Here is a 13257-nt window from a genome sequence, read left to right on the forward strand (position 1 = left end):
TCAGCGGCGCAGGTAGCCCAGGGCGGACAACCGGTCGAGCTCGGCGACCAGGCGCGGGTGGGAGGAGCTGTCGGCGGCGCGACCACCGGCGACGTAGACCTCGCCCCGGCGGCCGTGGCCCTGCTCGGGACCGCCGGGGCCGCCGGGGCCGTCGAAGACGACGGTCAGCCGGTGCTCGGCGCCGGCGTTGATGAGCGAGCCGAGCAGGGCGACCGGGTCGCCGCGGTGCTCCAGGCTCAGCACCCGCGTGGTGGGCGGGATCCGCGGGACCTGCGCGGCGGGCGCGCCGGCGGTGACCACCTGCTCGACGGTGAAGGTGGCCGGCAGCGCGCCGGCCGCCACCTCCGCCGCGGTGGCCCCGCCGTGGGCGCCGCCCCCAGCATCACCCGCGCGTCGGGGGTCTCGCCCACCGCCCGCTCGAGCGCGTCGACCACCGCGTCGGCGTACGCCGCCCGGTCGCCGCTGACCAGCCGCAGCCGGCCGGTGCGGCCCGAGTCGGGCCCGGCCAGGTAGGCGATGAACCGGCCGCCACCGACCGCGCGCACCTCGACGCTGCGCTGGGTGTGGGTGAGGGTGACCAGCAGCTCCTCGAGCCCGGTCGGCGCGGTGCCGGTCGCAGGGCCCGGCTGCGGGGCCGGGCCGGGACCGTCGGCGTCCGGGGACGCGCCCGAGGACGCGCCCGACGCGGTGCCGTCGGGCTCGAGCATGCCGCCAGCGATGTCGCGCGCCGCGGCGCCGACGTCGAGGCCCAGGGAGTCGATCCCGACCGCGCGGAGCCCACCGGCGGCCGCGAGGCCCGTGTCGTCGCGGGCCAGGGCGCCCACGGTGAGCAGCGAGCGCATCTGGAGGCTGTCGAGGAGCCCGCCGCCGCTGCTGACGTGGTCCATCAGGTCGGGGTGGTGCTCGGCGAGCTCCTCGAGGTAGCCCGCGACGCCGTCGCGGTCGAGGGCGTCGGTCTCGATCAGGCCCGCCGAGACGATCGCACCGCCCAGCGCCACCTCGGGCGCCAGGTAGCCGATCGCGCGCCCGGCGATCGAGCCGAGCGTCTCGTAGGCGGCGCTCTGCAGCTCGTCGATCCACCGGTAGGTCTGCACGGTGGCACGCACCACGAGCGCGTCCGCGTCGAGCTCGACCGAGCGGTCGTGCAGCCCGCCGCGTCCGGTGGTCGCCCCCCGCACCGCGGCCTCGGCCTCGGCCCACGTGGGCGGGGAGAGTGGTGCGGAGCCGTGCACGGCGGGGTCCTCGAGCACCGCGCCGCCCAGGCGGGCACGCCCGCGCAGGTCCGCCCCGGCCCGGTCGAAGAGGTCGGCCAGGCGCAGCAGCTGGTCGAGCCGTCGTCGCGGTCGGCGCGCTCGACCGCGCTCGGCGGCTCGGTCACCGGGGCACCTGCCCCGGCTCGTCCAGGACCTCGGCGAGCACCGGCGCCAGGTCGGCGGCCAGGCCGGCCGGCTCGATCCGTACGACGTCGACCCGGTGCTCGGCGCCGTCCTGGCGCCCCTGCCGGGCGCCGGTGCCGTGCGGGCGCACGGCGCGCCAGGCGTCGGCCAGCAGCACCCACGACACGACACCCACGACGGTGGTCTCGGTGCCCGAGACGTCGGCCACCAGCGCGCGCAGGCGTCCGCGCGGCTCGTGCAGCAGCGCCGCCAGCGCGGCTGCGGCCTCGACCTCGTCGAGGGGGCGGCCGCTGCCGTCGCGCAGCACGCCGGGGTGGCGCGCCAGCAGCACGGGCAGCAGGTCGGGCCGGTCGCTGCGCACCGCCTCCCCGGCGGCGTCGAGCAGCTCGTAGGGCACGTCGAGGCGGTCGGGCACGCTGCTGCGGCCGGTGGCGGCGTCCTCGGGCAGCACCGCGACCCGGGCCAGCTCGAGCGGCCACTGGTCGACCCCGAACCAGGTCAGCTCGAAGACCAGCCCGTCGACGGTGGCCAGGGTCGCGACGGCGCCGCCCGCCTGGCGGTGCCAGGCGCGGGCCCGCTGCCCCTCGACCGCCAGGTCGAGGTCGAGGGCCACCTCGGGCGTGGCGAGCAGGCCGACGGCGCCGGCGAGACCGTCGTCGACGCGGCCGTCGGCGAGCAGGCCCCGGCGCGCCAGGCTGTCGGCGGGGTCGTGCAGCGAGCCCAGCGCCTCGGCGTACGCCGCCTCCTCGCTCGAGCCGCGGCTGCGCCCGAGCCGGTCCTCCAGCCCACCGGGCACCGGCTCGGCGCCGGCCTCCGGGGCGGCCGCGAGGTCGAAGGGCAACGGCGCGCCGCCGGCGGCCTCGGCGACGAGCTGCAGCTCGCGCAGGGTCACCGTGATGCGTCGCGGCAGCGCCTCGAGCCGGGTGGGCCGGGGCGGCGGGCTGCTCAGGTCGATGGTCGGCGGCACTCGGTGCTCACAGCCCCGGCAGCTCGACGTCGAGCCAGTCGCGGTGGCCCGGGGGCGGCAGCTCGGCGTCGAGGAGCTGCTGGTCGGCGGGGTCGGGCTCGCGCACGATCCCGGCCTCGCGGTCGGCGGCCGCGTGGGCCAGCACCGCTGCGACCCGCGCCCCGGCCTCGGCGCGCAGCGACCCGGCCCGCCGCTCGCGCTCGGCGATGGTGTCGCGGGCCCGCTCGGCCTCGGCGAGGTGGCGCTGCAGCGCCTCGGCGGCCGCGTCGTGCCGGCCGGCGGCCTCGCGCAGGTGGGCGGCGCGCTCGCGCACGCGTTCGCGCATCGACGCGGCGGCCCGGCCGCTCCAGCCGACCGCCTCGGCCTGGGCCACGAGCCGGTCGGCCAGTGCGCGCACGTCGACCCCCTGCTCGCGCAGCTGGTCGACGCGTCTGCGGATCACCTCGGTGTCGCCGTACACGTCGTCTCCCTGCTCTGCTCGTGGCTCGGCATGGTCGGTCAGGACCCTTCCCCGGCCCTCCGGGACCAAACGCCTGACCAGACCGGTCGCACCGGGCATTGTGCTGGGTGTCGTCACCGTGAGCGTCGTCACCCCCACGGGCGTGACCGTCGGCACACCGCGCTCGTTGCACAGGCGAGGCACCCGCTGCGAGAGGACCCCCATGTCGCTGCCCACCCCCCACGCCCAGCCCCCGTCGCGACGGCCCGGGCCCACACGACGCCGGGCCCTGACGGGGCCCCGCCGTGCCCTGGTCGGTGCGCTCGGCATCGCCCTGGCCGCCGGTCCGGTGGCCGCCGTGGCCGTCGCCGCCCCCGACCGGGCCCGGACGACCACCGCCGTCGCCGCGGCCCTCGAGCCCGGCGCCGGGACCCTGCTCGACGAGGTGCGGGCCGCCGAGGCCCGGGCGGTCGAGCGCGGCTCGACCCAGGACGTCCGGGTCGGGCGCAAGAAGCGCCGCGTGGTGTTCGTCGGCAACAACTGGGAGGGCACCGCCGACCTGCTGCGACCCGGCTCCTTCAAGCGGGTCGCGCGCGTCGACGTCGTGCCCGACCGGGAGGAGCGGATGGCCGAGATCCTCTCCAACCCGGTGCGCCTGGCCTTCTACGCCGCCATCCAGCAGTTCATCGGCGAGGGCAACGACCAGCTCGTCGACGACATGTACTCCTCCAACGACGGGCGCCTGCTGGTCGTCTCGCGGCCCTCGTACGCCGACGTCGTCGCCATCGACCTGCGCACCCGCGATATCGTGTGGCGCTTCGCGGTCGACGGCTACCGCTCCGACCACATGGCGCTCTCGCCCGACGGGCGCACCGTGGTGGTCTCGGCCTCGACCGGCAACGTGGTGCACGCCCTCGACGTGCGCACCGGTGAGGAGGTGGGCCGCTTCGAGTCCGGCGGCTCGCCGCACGAGAGCGTCTTCATCGACGGTGGGCGACGCATCCTGCACGCCAGCATCGGCATGGTCTACACGCCCTTCGACCAGCCGGCGCTCGACCCGACCAAGGACGAGCGGGTGCTGCAGGTCGTCGATGCCCGCACCTTCGAGATCGAGCGCCGCTACGACCTGCGCGCCGCCCTCGACGCCGCCGGTCTCGAGGACGCCTCGACCGCGGTGCGGCCGCTGACCCTCTCGCCCGACGAGCAGCAGGTCTACTTCCAGCTCTCCTTCATGCACGGCTTCGTGCAGATGGACCGGCGCAGCGGCGAGATCGTGCGGGTCAAGCGGCTGCCCGACCTCGTCCCCGAGCTGCCGCGCGAGCTCTACCTGCTCGACTCCGCCCACCACGGGATCGCGATGGACCCCACCGGGCGACGGATCTGCGTCGCCGGCACGATGTCCGACTACGTCACCGTGGTCGACGCCCGGTCCTTCCGGCGGACCCGGCTGGTGGTGCGCGAGGACGGCAAGCCCTACTGGGTCACGCCCAGCCACGACGGCCAGCACTGCTACATCTCCTGGAGCGGCACCGACGAGGTCTCCAAGGTCTCCTACCGCACCGGCCGGATCGTGCGCACCACCAGCGTCGGCGACCACCCGCAGCGGGTGCGCAACGGCGTGGTGCGCAAGAGCCACCTGCGCTGACGGGGTCGGGGCGTGCCTCACGGCGCCCGGGTGATCCGGTAGACGGTGTGGCGCACCCCGCCGGGCGGCTCCCCGCCCAGGAACCCGGCGTCGTGCAGGCTGCGCACCTGCTCGGCCACGCCGGGGTCGGTGCTGGCGTCGGCGGCCGCCGCGCCGGCGGCGTACGCCGCGAAGCCGTGGTGGCCGCCCACGTCGTCGCCGGCGACGTGCCCGGCCTCGAAGGTGAGCGTGAGGTGCTCGGGCGAGTCGGGGTTGGCGGCGCCGTCGAGCAGCGGCACCACGTCGCCCTGCTGCTCGAGGGAGAGCACGTGGCTGCCGGGCGGGAAGGGACCGAGGTGGGCCACGGGTGAGCCGGCGGTGACCACGTGGGTCACCGAGTAGCCGTGGTCGGCGGCGCCCAGCGAGCCCAGCAGCTGGGCGGCCTGCAGCCCGCCCTGGGAGTGCCCCGCGAGCAGCACCGGCTCGTCGGGCCCGACCCCGGCCTGCTCGAGCGCCGCGAGCACGCCGTCGCCGTACGCGGTGGGCGCGTCGCCGACCAGCATCAGGTTGGCGCCCAGGTCGCGCACGTCGTCGTCCTGGGTCCACGGCAGGGTCGTCATGTCGTCGGTGCCGGGCAGGTAGACGACGTGGCGGGCGCCGCCGTCGGGCCCCTCGAACGACTGGACCTCGATCGTCCCGTTCATCTCGGGACGCGCCGGGCCCGACAGCTCGCTGAGCTGCGAGAGGTGGTCGACGAGGTCCTCGACGCTGCGCGGGCGGCGGGCCGAGCCGGCGACCGTGACGCCCGGCAGCGCCAGCACCCGGGCCCGGCCCGGGTCGTAGACACCCGCGAGAAGCCGGGCGAGCACCGCGGTCTCCGTCACCCGCAGGGGCAGCCCCACCAGTCCGTCGAGCACGCCACCGGCCCCGCCGGCCAGCCGCTCGACCAGGCGGGGGTGGTCGGTCCCCCACTCCTCGAGCGCCTCCCCGCCGGGCTCGAGCCGCCCGCGCAGGCGCTCGCGACCGTCGGCGGGCAGGTGCGACCAGAGCAGCGCGGTGGCGCAGGTGGCGCCGGCGAGCGTCGGCAGCCAGAGCGGGGCACCCAGCCCGAGGGTGCGGCCCAGCGCCCGGCCCAGGGCGTGGTCGAGCGACGAGACCGCGCCCTCGGCCAGCTCGTCGGCCCCCTCCAGCAGGCGCACGGCCAGCCGCACCGCCTCGGCGTCCAGCGTCCAGCCGAACGACTCGGTCAGCACCCCGTCGCGCCCGGTCGTGGCGCCGGCGACGGCCGCGCCGGCCTCGGCCAGGCTCAGCGGGGCCAGGGCCGCGGAGGCGACCAGGTCGTCGTTGACCAGGGTGCGGGCGCCGAGCGCGGCCCAGTCGCGCATCCGGCCGGCCGCGGCGTCGTAGGCCTCAGCGAGCGCGAGCAGGCGTGCGTACGTCGCCGCCAGGCCCGCGACGCCGCCGGTCACCGAGACGACGACGGCGCCGTCCGCCCCGCTCACGCGACCACGCCCCGCAGCGCGTCGGGCAGCAGGTCCGGCAGCCCGTCCGGCAGCACCTCCGGCAGCAGGTCCGGCAGGGCGCGGGCGTCGTCCAGCAGCTCCTCGGCGCGTCGCGCGGCGGCCAGCAGCAGCGCCAGCCGCTCCTCGACGGCCTCGGCGTGCCGCTCCAGCGCGGCGGCCGCGTCGTCGTGGCGGGCCGCGCAGCGGCGCAGCGCCGCCCCCTGCTCGCGCACCCGCCCCAGCAGGGCCTCCCCGGCGCGGCCCTGCCAGCCGGCCGCCTCGGTGAGCGCGACCAGCCGGTCGGCCTCGGCGCGGACGTCGTCGCCCTGCTCGTGCAGGGCGCGGGCCAAGGAGCGGATGGCGGCGGGGTCGGCGGTCATGGGGCCTCCCGGGGGCGAGGACGGGGTCGAGGACGGGCCTCGATGGTGGCCCCGGGGCCGGGTGTGCGGCAGCGGCCGCGGTGGTGCCTGTGGAGGAGCGCCTGCGGGGGCGTCCGCTCAGTGCGCCGTGAGCGCCGGCGCCAGCCGCTCGAGCCCGGCCTCCACGTCGCTGCGCGGCCCCGCGAAGGAGAAGCGCAGTGAGCGGTGGCCGTGCACGGTGTCGAAGTCGACGCCGGGGGCCAGCGCCACGCCGGTGGTGGCCAGCAGGTGGTGGGCGAAGGCCATCGAGTCGTCGGTGAGGTGGGAGACGTCGGCGTAGACGTAGAACGCCCCGTCGGCCGGGGCCAGCCCGGTGACGCCGAGGCCGCGCAGGCCCTCGATCAGCACGCGACGGTTGTCGGCGTAGCGCGCGACGTGCCCGTCGAGCTCGGCGTACGACGCCTCGGTGAAGGCCGCGACGCCCGCGCGCTGGGCGAGCACCGGGGGGCAGATGGTGAAGTTGCCGGTCAGCACGTCGACGGCGCGGCGCAGCCGGCGCGGCACCAGCATCCAGCCGATCCGCCACCCGGTCATCGAGAAGTACTTGCTGAAGCTGGAGAAGACGACCGCCTCGCGGCTGGTCTCCCACGCCGAGCGGGCCAGGGTCTCGCCGCCGTCGACGGCGGCGTGCTCGATGCCGTGGTAGATCTCGTCGGAGATCAGCTGCACCCCGTGCTCCTCGCACCAGGCGGCGAGCGCGGCGAGCTCCTCGGGCAGCAGCATGGTGCCGGTCGGGTTGGCGGGGCTGGCCACCACCAGCCCGCGCAGCCCGCCGCTGCCGGCGAGCTCGGCGTGCAGCGCCGCGACCTGCTCGACGGTGGGCTGGAAGCGGGTCTCGGGGCCGGCGTCGATCTCGACCACCTCGCAGCCCAGCGCCGCCAGCACGTTGCGGTAGCAGGGGTAGCCCGGCCGGGCCATCGCGACCTTGTCGCCGGCCTCGAACGCCGCCAGGAACGCCAGCAGGAACCCGCCGCTGCTGCCGGTGGTCACCACCACGTCGTCGGGGTCGACGGCGATGCCGTGGGCGCGCGCGTGGTGGCCGGCGATCGCCTCGCGCAGCTCGACCACCCCGGTCGAGGGGGTGTAGCCCAGCGGGTCGCCCGAGCCGAGCAGCCGCACCGCCTCGGCGTTCACCGGCGCCGGCGCGCCGGTGCTGGGCTGGCCGGCCAGCAGGTTGATGACGTCGCCGTGGGTGCGCTGGCGCCGCGTCGAGGCCTCCAGCAGGTCCATCACGTGGAAGGGCGGCACGTTCGCCCGCGAGGCGACCCGCAGTCGCTGGGCGGGAGGCTCGGGCTGGCTCACCTCCCCGAGGCTAGGCGAGGCGGCCGGGAGGTTCATCGGGTACCCGATGGAACTCGCGCCACCCCCACGAAGGTTCAGCCAGGCAGCGCCAGTTTCATCGGGTGCCCGATGAACCATTCCGGGCGCGGGCCGCAGCCGCCACCCCGGCCCGGCGGCCGAAGAACGAGCCCTCGCCGAGCTGGGTGCCCGAGCAGTAGCCGTTGCCGTCCTGGGCGAGGTTGGAGGCGCAGGCGCCGGCGGCGAAGAGGCCGGTGACGGGGGAGCCGTCGGGGCGCAGGGCTCGGCCGTCGACGTCGGTGGCGATGCCGCCGAGGGTGAAGCCGGCGTAGAGCGCCTTGCCCAGGCGCAGGTCGAAGACCGCCCACGGGCCGGTGGACTGCGGGGCCAGCCACTGCGGGTGCTTGTGGAAGTCGGGGTCCTCGCCGCGCGCGGCGTGCTCGTCGTAGCGGGCCAGGGTCGCGCGCACCGACCCGATGGGCAGCCCCAGCGAGGTCTCGAGCTCCTCGAGCGTCTCGTAGCCGTCGACCAGCGGCGCGAGCGGGAACGCGGGGTACTCCACGTGCTCGCTGTCGACCACCAGGTAGGCCTCCGAGCCGGGCTGGGCGATCACGTGCTGGCTGGTGCGGGAGTGGTAGCTGTCCTCGGCCACGAACCGCTCGCCGCGGTTGTTGACGATCACCCCGGTCAGCAGGGTCGCCGGCGGGTAGACCGGCGCGGTGATGAAGGGCTCGTCCATGTGCTGCAGCGCCGCCCCCGCCGACCGCCCCAGGCGGATCCCCAGCCCGTCGTCGTACGTCGAGCCGAGGGTGAAGAGCTTCTCGGCCAGGGCCGGGGTGTGCTCGGCGACCATGTCGGGGTTCATCACGAACCCGCCGGCGGCCAGCACCACGGCGTCGGCCAGCACCACGCCGGTGCGCTCGAAGCTGCGCCAGCCCACGCCGCGCACCGTCCCGGTCTCGTCGAGCACCAGCGCGGCGGCCCCGGTCTCGTAGCGCACCTCGACGCCCGCCTCCTCGACGCGCTCGCGCAGCAGGTCCATCACCAGCCGGGTGCCCTCGGTGTCGCCGGCGACCGGCACCTTGTGCCCGCGCGGCGCCGGGCGGGACAGGTCGCGGAAGGGCCAGACCTTCTCGTTGCCGGTGTACATCAGGCCCTGCGTGCCGGGTTGGATGACCGCCTTCTCGGGGTAGTAGGAGCGCTCGAACTCGAAGCCCAGCGCCTCCAGCCAGTCGAAGTGGGCCACCGACCCCTCGCAGTAGGCCCGGATCTTCGTCGCGTCGGGTGCCTTCGACGACGCGGTCAGGTAGGCGACCATGTCCTCGACGCTGTCGTCGTGGCCGGTCGCGCGCTGCACCGCGGTGCCGCCGCCGAGGTAGAAGTGCCCGCCCGACATCGACGACGTGCCGCCGTGCACCGCGGCCCGTTCCAGCAGCAGCACGCGCGCCCCCGCGCGCGCCGCCTCGAGCGCCGCGCAGCCGCCCGCGATGCCGAAGCCGACGACCACCACGTCGTACGCCGGGGCGCCGGGTGCGACGTCGGTGGCCGCAATGGTCTCGGGGACGGTCGTGCCGGGGCTGCTCACCCTGCAAATCTAGAACATGTTCCAGTCGATGGCGACGGTAGGCTGCGACCTCGCGGCCCACCGTCTGATCGGATGAGATGACCATCGACGTCCAGATGCTCAACGAGTTCGTCCTCGTGGGCTCGGCCGTCCTGCTGCTGGCCATCCTCGCCGTGCGGCTCTCGAGCCGCGCCGGGCTGCCCAGCCTGCTGGTCTACCTGCTGATGGGCGTGCTGCTCGGGGAGTCCTTCATCGGTGTGCCCTTCGAGGACGCGATGCTCGCGCAGGTCATCAGCTTCGGGGCGCTCGCGATCATCCTGGCCGAGGGTGGGCTGACCACCAGCTGGCGCGAGACCCGGCCGGTGCTGCGCCTGGGCCTGTCGCTGGCCACCGTCGGCACGGTCGTCTCGATCACCGTGGTGGCGGTGGGGGCCCACTACGTGCTGGGGCTGCCGTGGGAGCTCGCGGTGCTGCTCGGGGCGGTCTGCTCGCCCACCGACGCGGCCGCGGTGTTCTCGGTGCTGCGCGTGGTGCCGCTGCCGCGCCGCGTCACCAGCGCCCTCGAGGCCGAGTCGGGCTTCAACGACGCGCCCACCGTCGTGCTGGTCACCCTCATCTCCACCGGCGCCGTCGGCGACCACCACCCCGGCGTGGTCGGGCTCATCGTGCTCGGCCAGCTCGCGCTCGGCATCGGCGTGGGCCTGGCCGCGGGCTTCGGCGGGGCCTGGCTGATGCGCCGCGTCGCGCTCCCGACCGCCGGCCTCTACCCCCTGGCGGTGCTCTCGATCGCGCTGCTCGGCTACGGCTCCGCGGCCGTCCTGGAGGGCAGCGGCTTCGCGGCGGTGTACGTCGCCGCGCTGGTGCTGGGCAACTCCGAGCTGCCGCACCGCGCGGCGACCCGCTCGTTCGCCGAGGGGGTGGCCTGGTTGAGCCAGATCGGGCTGTTCGTGGTGCTCGGGCTGCTGCTCAGCCCCGGCACGATCACCCTCGAGACGGTCGGCCTGGCGCTGGCGGCGGGGCTGCTGCTCACGCTGGTCGCCCGGCCGGTCTCGGTGGCGGTCAGCGCCCTGCTGCAGCCGATGCCGTGGCGCGAGCTGTCCTTCATGAGCTGGGCCGGGTTGCGCGGCGCGGTGCCGATCGTGCTGACGACCATCCCGCTGTCGCAGGGCGTGGAGGGCGCCGAGCGGCTCTTCGACCTGGTCTTCGTGATGGTGGTCGTCTTCACCGTCGTCACCGCCCCGAGCCTGCCCCTGGTGGCCCGGCTGCTGCGGGTGGCCCGCCGCTCCGAGCCGCGCGACCTGGAGGTCGAGACCGCGCCGCTGGAGCGGATCGCGGCCGACCTGCTGCAGGTCACCATCAGCCCCGTCTCGCGCCTGCACGGGGTGGAGGTGGGCGAGCTGCGGCTGCCGCCGGGGGCGTCGGTCTCGCTGGTGGTGCGCGACGGCGCCTCGCTGGTCCCGCAGGGCTCGACCTCGCTGCGGCACGGCGACGAGCTGCTGGTGGTCACCCCCCGCAAGGTGCGGGAGCGGACGGAGGCGCGGCTGCGCCAGGTCAGCCGCGGCGGGCGGCTGGCGCAGTGGCTGCAGGACGACGAGCGCCCCGAGGGCTGAGGCGGCTCAGCCCGCGGTCGGCGGCGGGGCCACGCAGACCTCGACCGTGCTCTGGACGGTCACCTTCTTGCGGCCCTTGGCGACCTTGTCGAAGCGGTCACCCACGACGACGACCACCCCGGGCGCGGTCACCTCGCGGTCGACGACGGGGACCTTCTTGCCCAGCGTCGACAGCACGAGCTGCACCTCGGGGGCGCTGCGGTCGGGGGCCCAGACCTGCACCCGCTCGACCTCGGCGTCACCGGGCGCGTTGCCGCTGGTGCCCTCGGCGAACCCGCGGGCGGCGAGCTGGGCCAGCACCCGGGCGGCGAAGCTGCCGCGGTTGCCGGCGTTGAGGACGCTGACCTCGACCTGGTCGGTGTAGAGCTTGTCGCCGGCCTCCAGGGTGGTGGGCGTGCAGCTCTCGTCGGAGGTCGTCGACTCCGGCAGCGGCTCGGTGGCCGCCGACCAGCCCCACACGACCCCGACGACGAGCAGGAGGCCCAGGACGGCGAGGGTCAGGGCGGAGCGGGCCGGGGCGGGGAGCTGGTTCATCGGTCCACGGGGTCCACGCGCTCGGAGGTCACACCCGGGAGTGTAACGAGCGGCCCGGGTGTGACCTCGCGGTGAGCAGGTGGGTGGGCGAGCAGGCTCAGACCGACCAGCGCACCGCGTCGTCGACCAGGTCGGCCAGGGCGTGCACGCCGCGCAGGTCGTCGCGCGCGGTCATCAGCCGGGTCAGGCCCTCGGTGTGCCGGTCGCGCAGGGCGTCGCGGCGGGCCCGCTCGAGCGCCGGGTCGAGGCCCTGGTCGCGGGCGCCGGGTCGGGTGCTGGTGCGGGTGCTGGTGGTGCGGGTGCTCGCGGTGCGGGTGCTGACGCGGGCGCGGGACCGGGCATCGCTGCTGGTGCGGAGCTGCTGGGTCATCAGTTCTCCTCGGGTCGGCCATTGCTGGCGGGGTGGGTGCGCCCAGACTCACCCGCCCAGGTCGCCGGGGTGTTGACGCCAGGTGTCGCGCACGTTTCCTCTTCGGGGAAGGGCCGTGACCTGCGCCACGTCCGTGCCGTAGGTTGCCTCCGTGACCCGAACTGATACACGTTCTAGTTCTGTGGTGGGGGAGCGCGACCTCGCCGCCGAGCTCGACCGCCTGCACGCGCTCGAGGACGTCCGTGCGCTCAAGCACCGCTACCTGCGCTGCCTGGACACCAAGCTGTGGGGCGAGTTCGAGGACTGCTTCGTGCCCGCCGCGACCGGCGACTACAACGGGCTGGTCTTCGAGGACCGCTCGGCACTGGTCGACTACATGCGCACCCACATGGGCCCCGGGCTGATCTCCCTGCACCAGGCCCACCACCCCGAGGTCGTCGTCGACGGCGACCACGCCACCGGGCGCTGGTACTTGCAGGATAAGGTGATCGTCGCCGAGCACGGCTTCATGCTCGAGGGCGCGGCGATCTACGACGACCGCTACGTGCGCACCCCCGAGGGGTGGCGCATCGAGCACACCGGCTACCGCCGCACGTACGAGGCGACGTACCGGCTCGCCGACCTCCCGGGGATGCGGGTGCGCGGTCCCGGGGAGCACACCCACGCGTGACTGGGCGCGTCCCGTGTCTCGGCTGTGCTCTCTCCGAGAGCCGAGCGTGCTGGTGGTGGCGATTGCCGACGATCGGCGAGAGCGCAACAGCCTGCCCCTCCGGGAGGACGAGTCTGCATCGGGTAGGCGACGTGGCTTTACAGATAACCACCGGAAGAGGCACTATTCTGTCATGGCGAGCAGGGGCGACCTCCTGACGACCCGCGAGGTATCCGACCTCCTGGGGATCGAGTCGCGCCAGGTCCGCGGCCTCGCCGAGAAGGGGGTCATCACGCGCATCGCCCGAGGCGTCTTCGACCGCACCTCGGTGGAGCGGTACCGCCTCGAACGCGGTTCGGGCCGGACCCGGACCTGGGCCGAGCACACCGCCTGGGGAGCGATCGCACTGCTCTCCAACGCCGCGCCGCTCGGCCTCGGCGACACCCAGCGGTCCCGGCTCCGCACCACCCTGCGCGAGATCACCGACCCGACCGAGCTGACCGTCAGGCTGCGCGACCGCGCGGTCGTCACCACCTGCGCCGGGCACCGTTCCGTCGCCGAGCGCCTCCGCGCCGAGCTCGTCGTCCCCGGCCGCCAGCGACTCGGCCTCGTCGAGGACGACACGGTCCTCGACGGCTACGTCCACGCCGACCAGCTCGCGGACCTCGTACGGCGCTACCGACTGATCGAGGACCCCGCCGGGCCCATCGTCCTGCGCAGCACCCACACGGACATCGACTTCGTCCGGTACCTCGCGGCCTCCAACCGGACGCTGGCGGCCGTCGACGCCGCCACTTCCCTCGACCCGCGCGAGCGTGGCATGGGGGAGCACAACCTGCTCAGCAGGCTCGAGCTGTTCCGCGAGAATGACCGCCTCTGACCA

Annotated in this window: 14 protein-coding genes; 4 read left to right on the forward strand and 10 right to left on the reverse strand. The window is 75.5% G+C overall.

What is annotated here, in order from left to right:
- The 4 genes from H0S66_RS08940 to H0S66_RS08955 form a co-directional block, all read right to left on the reverse strand.
- On the reverse strand, positions 1–300 hold the full coding sequence (locus H0S66_RS08940) for a hypothetical protein (protein ID WP_180923878.1): 300 nt from the start codon (positions 298–300) through the stop codon (positions 1–3).
- Positions 237–1250 (reverse strand): hypothetical protein, encoded by a 1014-nt coding sequence (locus tag H0S66_RS08945; RefSeq protein ID WP_180923880.1) that lies wholly within the window; start codon positions 1248–1250, stop codon positions 237–239. Before H0S66_RS08945 ends, H0S66_RS08940 begins: the two co-directional genes overlap by 64 nt.
- A gap of 124 nt (positions 1251–1374) precedes the next feature.
- The gene (locus H0S66_RS08950) at positions 1375–2364 is read right to left on the reverse strand and encodes a hypothetical protein (protein ID WP_179615086.1); all 990 of its coding nucleotides are present in this window, start codon (positions 2362–2364) and stop codon (positions 1375–1377) included.
- A gap of 7 nt (positions 2365–2371) precedes the next feature.
- The gene (locus H0S66_RS08955) at positions 2372–2824 is read right to left on the reverse strand and encodes a hypothetical protein (RefSeq protein WP_179615087.1); all 453 of its coding nucleotides are present in this window, start codon (positions 2822–2824) and stop codon (positions 2372–2374) included.
- A gap of 202 nt (positions 2825–3026) precedes the next feature.
- Between H0S66_RS08955 and H0S66_RS08960 the strand changes: the two genes are divergently transcribed.
- Positions 3027–4448, forward strand: a complete 1422-nt coding sequence (locus tag H0S66_RS08960; RefSeq protein WP_179615088.1) for a YncE family protein — start codon at positions 3027–3029, stop codon at positions 4446–4448.
- A 17-nt stretch (positions 4449–4465) separates the two neighbouring features.
- Here H0S66_RS08960 and H0S66_RS08965 read toward each other — a convergent pair whose 3' ends face one another.
- The 4 genes from H0S66_RS08965 to H0S66_RS08980 form a co-directional block, all read right to left on the reverse strand.
- Positions 4466–5929 (reverse strand): hypothetical protein, encoded by a 1464-nt coding sequence (locus H0S66_RS08965; RefSeq protein WP_179615089.1) that lies wholly within the window; start codon positions 5927–5929, stop codon positions 4466–4468.
- Positions 5926–6309, reverse strand: a complete 384-nt coding sequence (locus H0S66_RS08970) for a hypothetical protein (RefSeq protein WP_179615090.1) — start codon at positions 6307–6309, stop codon at positions 5926–5928. The genes H0S66_RS08965 and H0S66_RS08970 overlap by 4 nt, the downstream gene beginning before the upstream one ends.
- Positions 6310–6426: 117 nt before the next feature.
- Positions 6427–7650, reverse strand: coding sequence for a pyridoxal phosphate-dependent aminotransferase (locus tag H0S66_RS08975; RefSeq protein ID WP_258017180.1), 1224 nt, complete (start codon positions 7648–7650; stop codon positions 6427–6429).
- Positions 7651–7744: 94 nt separating this feature from the next.
- Positions 7745–9232: an FAD-binding protein gene (locus H0S66_RS08980; protein ID WP_179615092.1), complete on the reverse strand. Its 1488-nt coding sequence runs from the start codon at positions 9230–9232 to the stop codon at positions 7745–7747.
- A 77-nt stretch (positions 9233–9309) separates the two neighbouring features.
- On the opposite strand from H0S66_RS08980, the gene H0S66_RS08985 reads away from it, so the two are divergent.
- Positions 9310–10821, forward strand: coding sequence for a potassium/proton antiporter (locus H0S66_RS08985; protein WP_179615093.1), 1512 nt, complete (start codon positions 9310–9312; stop codon positions 10819–10821).
- 6 nt (positions 10822–10827) lie between these two features.
- On the opposite strand, the gene H0S66_RS08990 is transcribed toward H0S66_RS08985, so the two are convergent.
- Complete coding sequence (locus tag H0S66_RS08990) at positions 10828–11355, reverse strand: LytR C-terminal domain-containing protein (RefSeq protein ID WP_179615094.1); 528 nt, start codon at positions 11353–11355, stop codon at positions 10828–10830.
- A gap of 97 nt (positions 11356–11452) precedes the next feature.
- On the reverse strand, positions 11453–11725 hold the full coding sequence (locus H0S66_RS08995; RefSeq protein WP_179613739.1) for a hypothetical protein: 273 nt from the start codon (positions 11723–11725) through the stop codon (positions 11453–11455).
- A 184-nt stretch (positions 11726–11909) separates the two neighbouring features.
- On the opposite strand from H0S66_RS08995, the gene H0S66_RS09000 reads away from it, so the two are divergent.
- Both H0S66_RS09000 and H0S66_RS09005 read left to right on the forward strand, forming a co-directional pair.
- Complete coding sequence (locus H0S66_RS09000; protein WP_258017181.1) at positions 11910–12395, forward strand: nuclear transport factor 2 family protein; 486 nt, start codon at positions 11910–11912, stop codon at positions 12393–12395.
- Positions 12396–12567: 172 nt separating this feature from the next.
- Complete coding sequence (locus tag H0S66_RS09005) at positions 12568–13254, forward strand: type IV toxin-antitoxin system AbiEi family antitoxin domain-containing protein (RefSeq protein WP_179615095.1); 687 nt, start codon at positions 12568–12570, stop codon at positions 13252–13254.
- The last annotated feature ends 3 nt before the right edge of the window (positions 13255–13257 follow it).

The sequence above is a fragment of the Nocardioides marinisabuli genome (assembly GCF_013466785.1).
GTDB lineage: Bacteria > Actinomycetota > Actinomycetes > Propionibacteriales > Nocardioidaceae > Nocardioides > Nocardioides marinisabuli.

What these genes read in the sequence shown, in the direction of transcription:
- H0S66_RS08960 (WP_179615088.1), top strand. Translation starts at nt 3,027, where the DNA reads ATGTCGCTGCCCACCCCCCACGCCCAGCCCCCGTCGCGACGGCCCGGG.
- H0S66_RS08970 (WP_179615090.1), bottom strand. Translation starts at nt 6,309, where the DNA reads ATGACCGCCGACCCCGCCGCCATCCGCTCCTTGGCCCGCGCCCTGCAC.
- H0S66_RS08985 (WP_179615093.1), top strand. Translation starts at nt 9,310, where the DNA reads ATGACCATCGACGTCCAGATGCTCAACGAGTTCGTCCTCGTGGGCTCG.
- H0S66_RS08990 (WP_179615094.1), bottom strand. Translation starts at nt 11,355, where the DNA reads ATGAACCAGCTCCCCGCCCCGGCCCGCTCCGCCCTGACCCTCGCCGTC.
- H0S66_RS08995 (WP_179613739.1), bottom strand. Translation starts at nt 11,725, where the DNA reads ATGACCCAGCAGCTCCGCACCAGCAGCGATGCCCGGTCCCGCGCCCGC.
- H0S66_RS09005 (WP_179615095.1), top strand. Translation starts at nt 12,568, where the DNA reads ATGGCGAGCAGGGGCGACCTCCTGACGACCCGCGAGGTATCCGACCTC.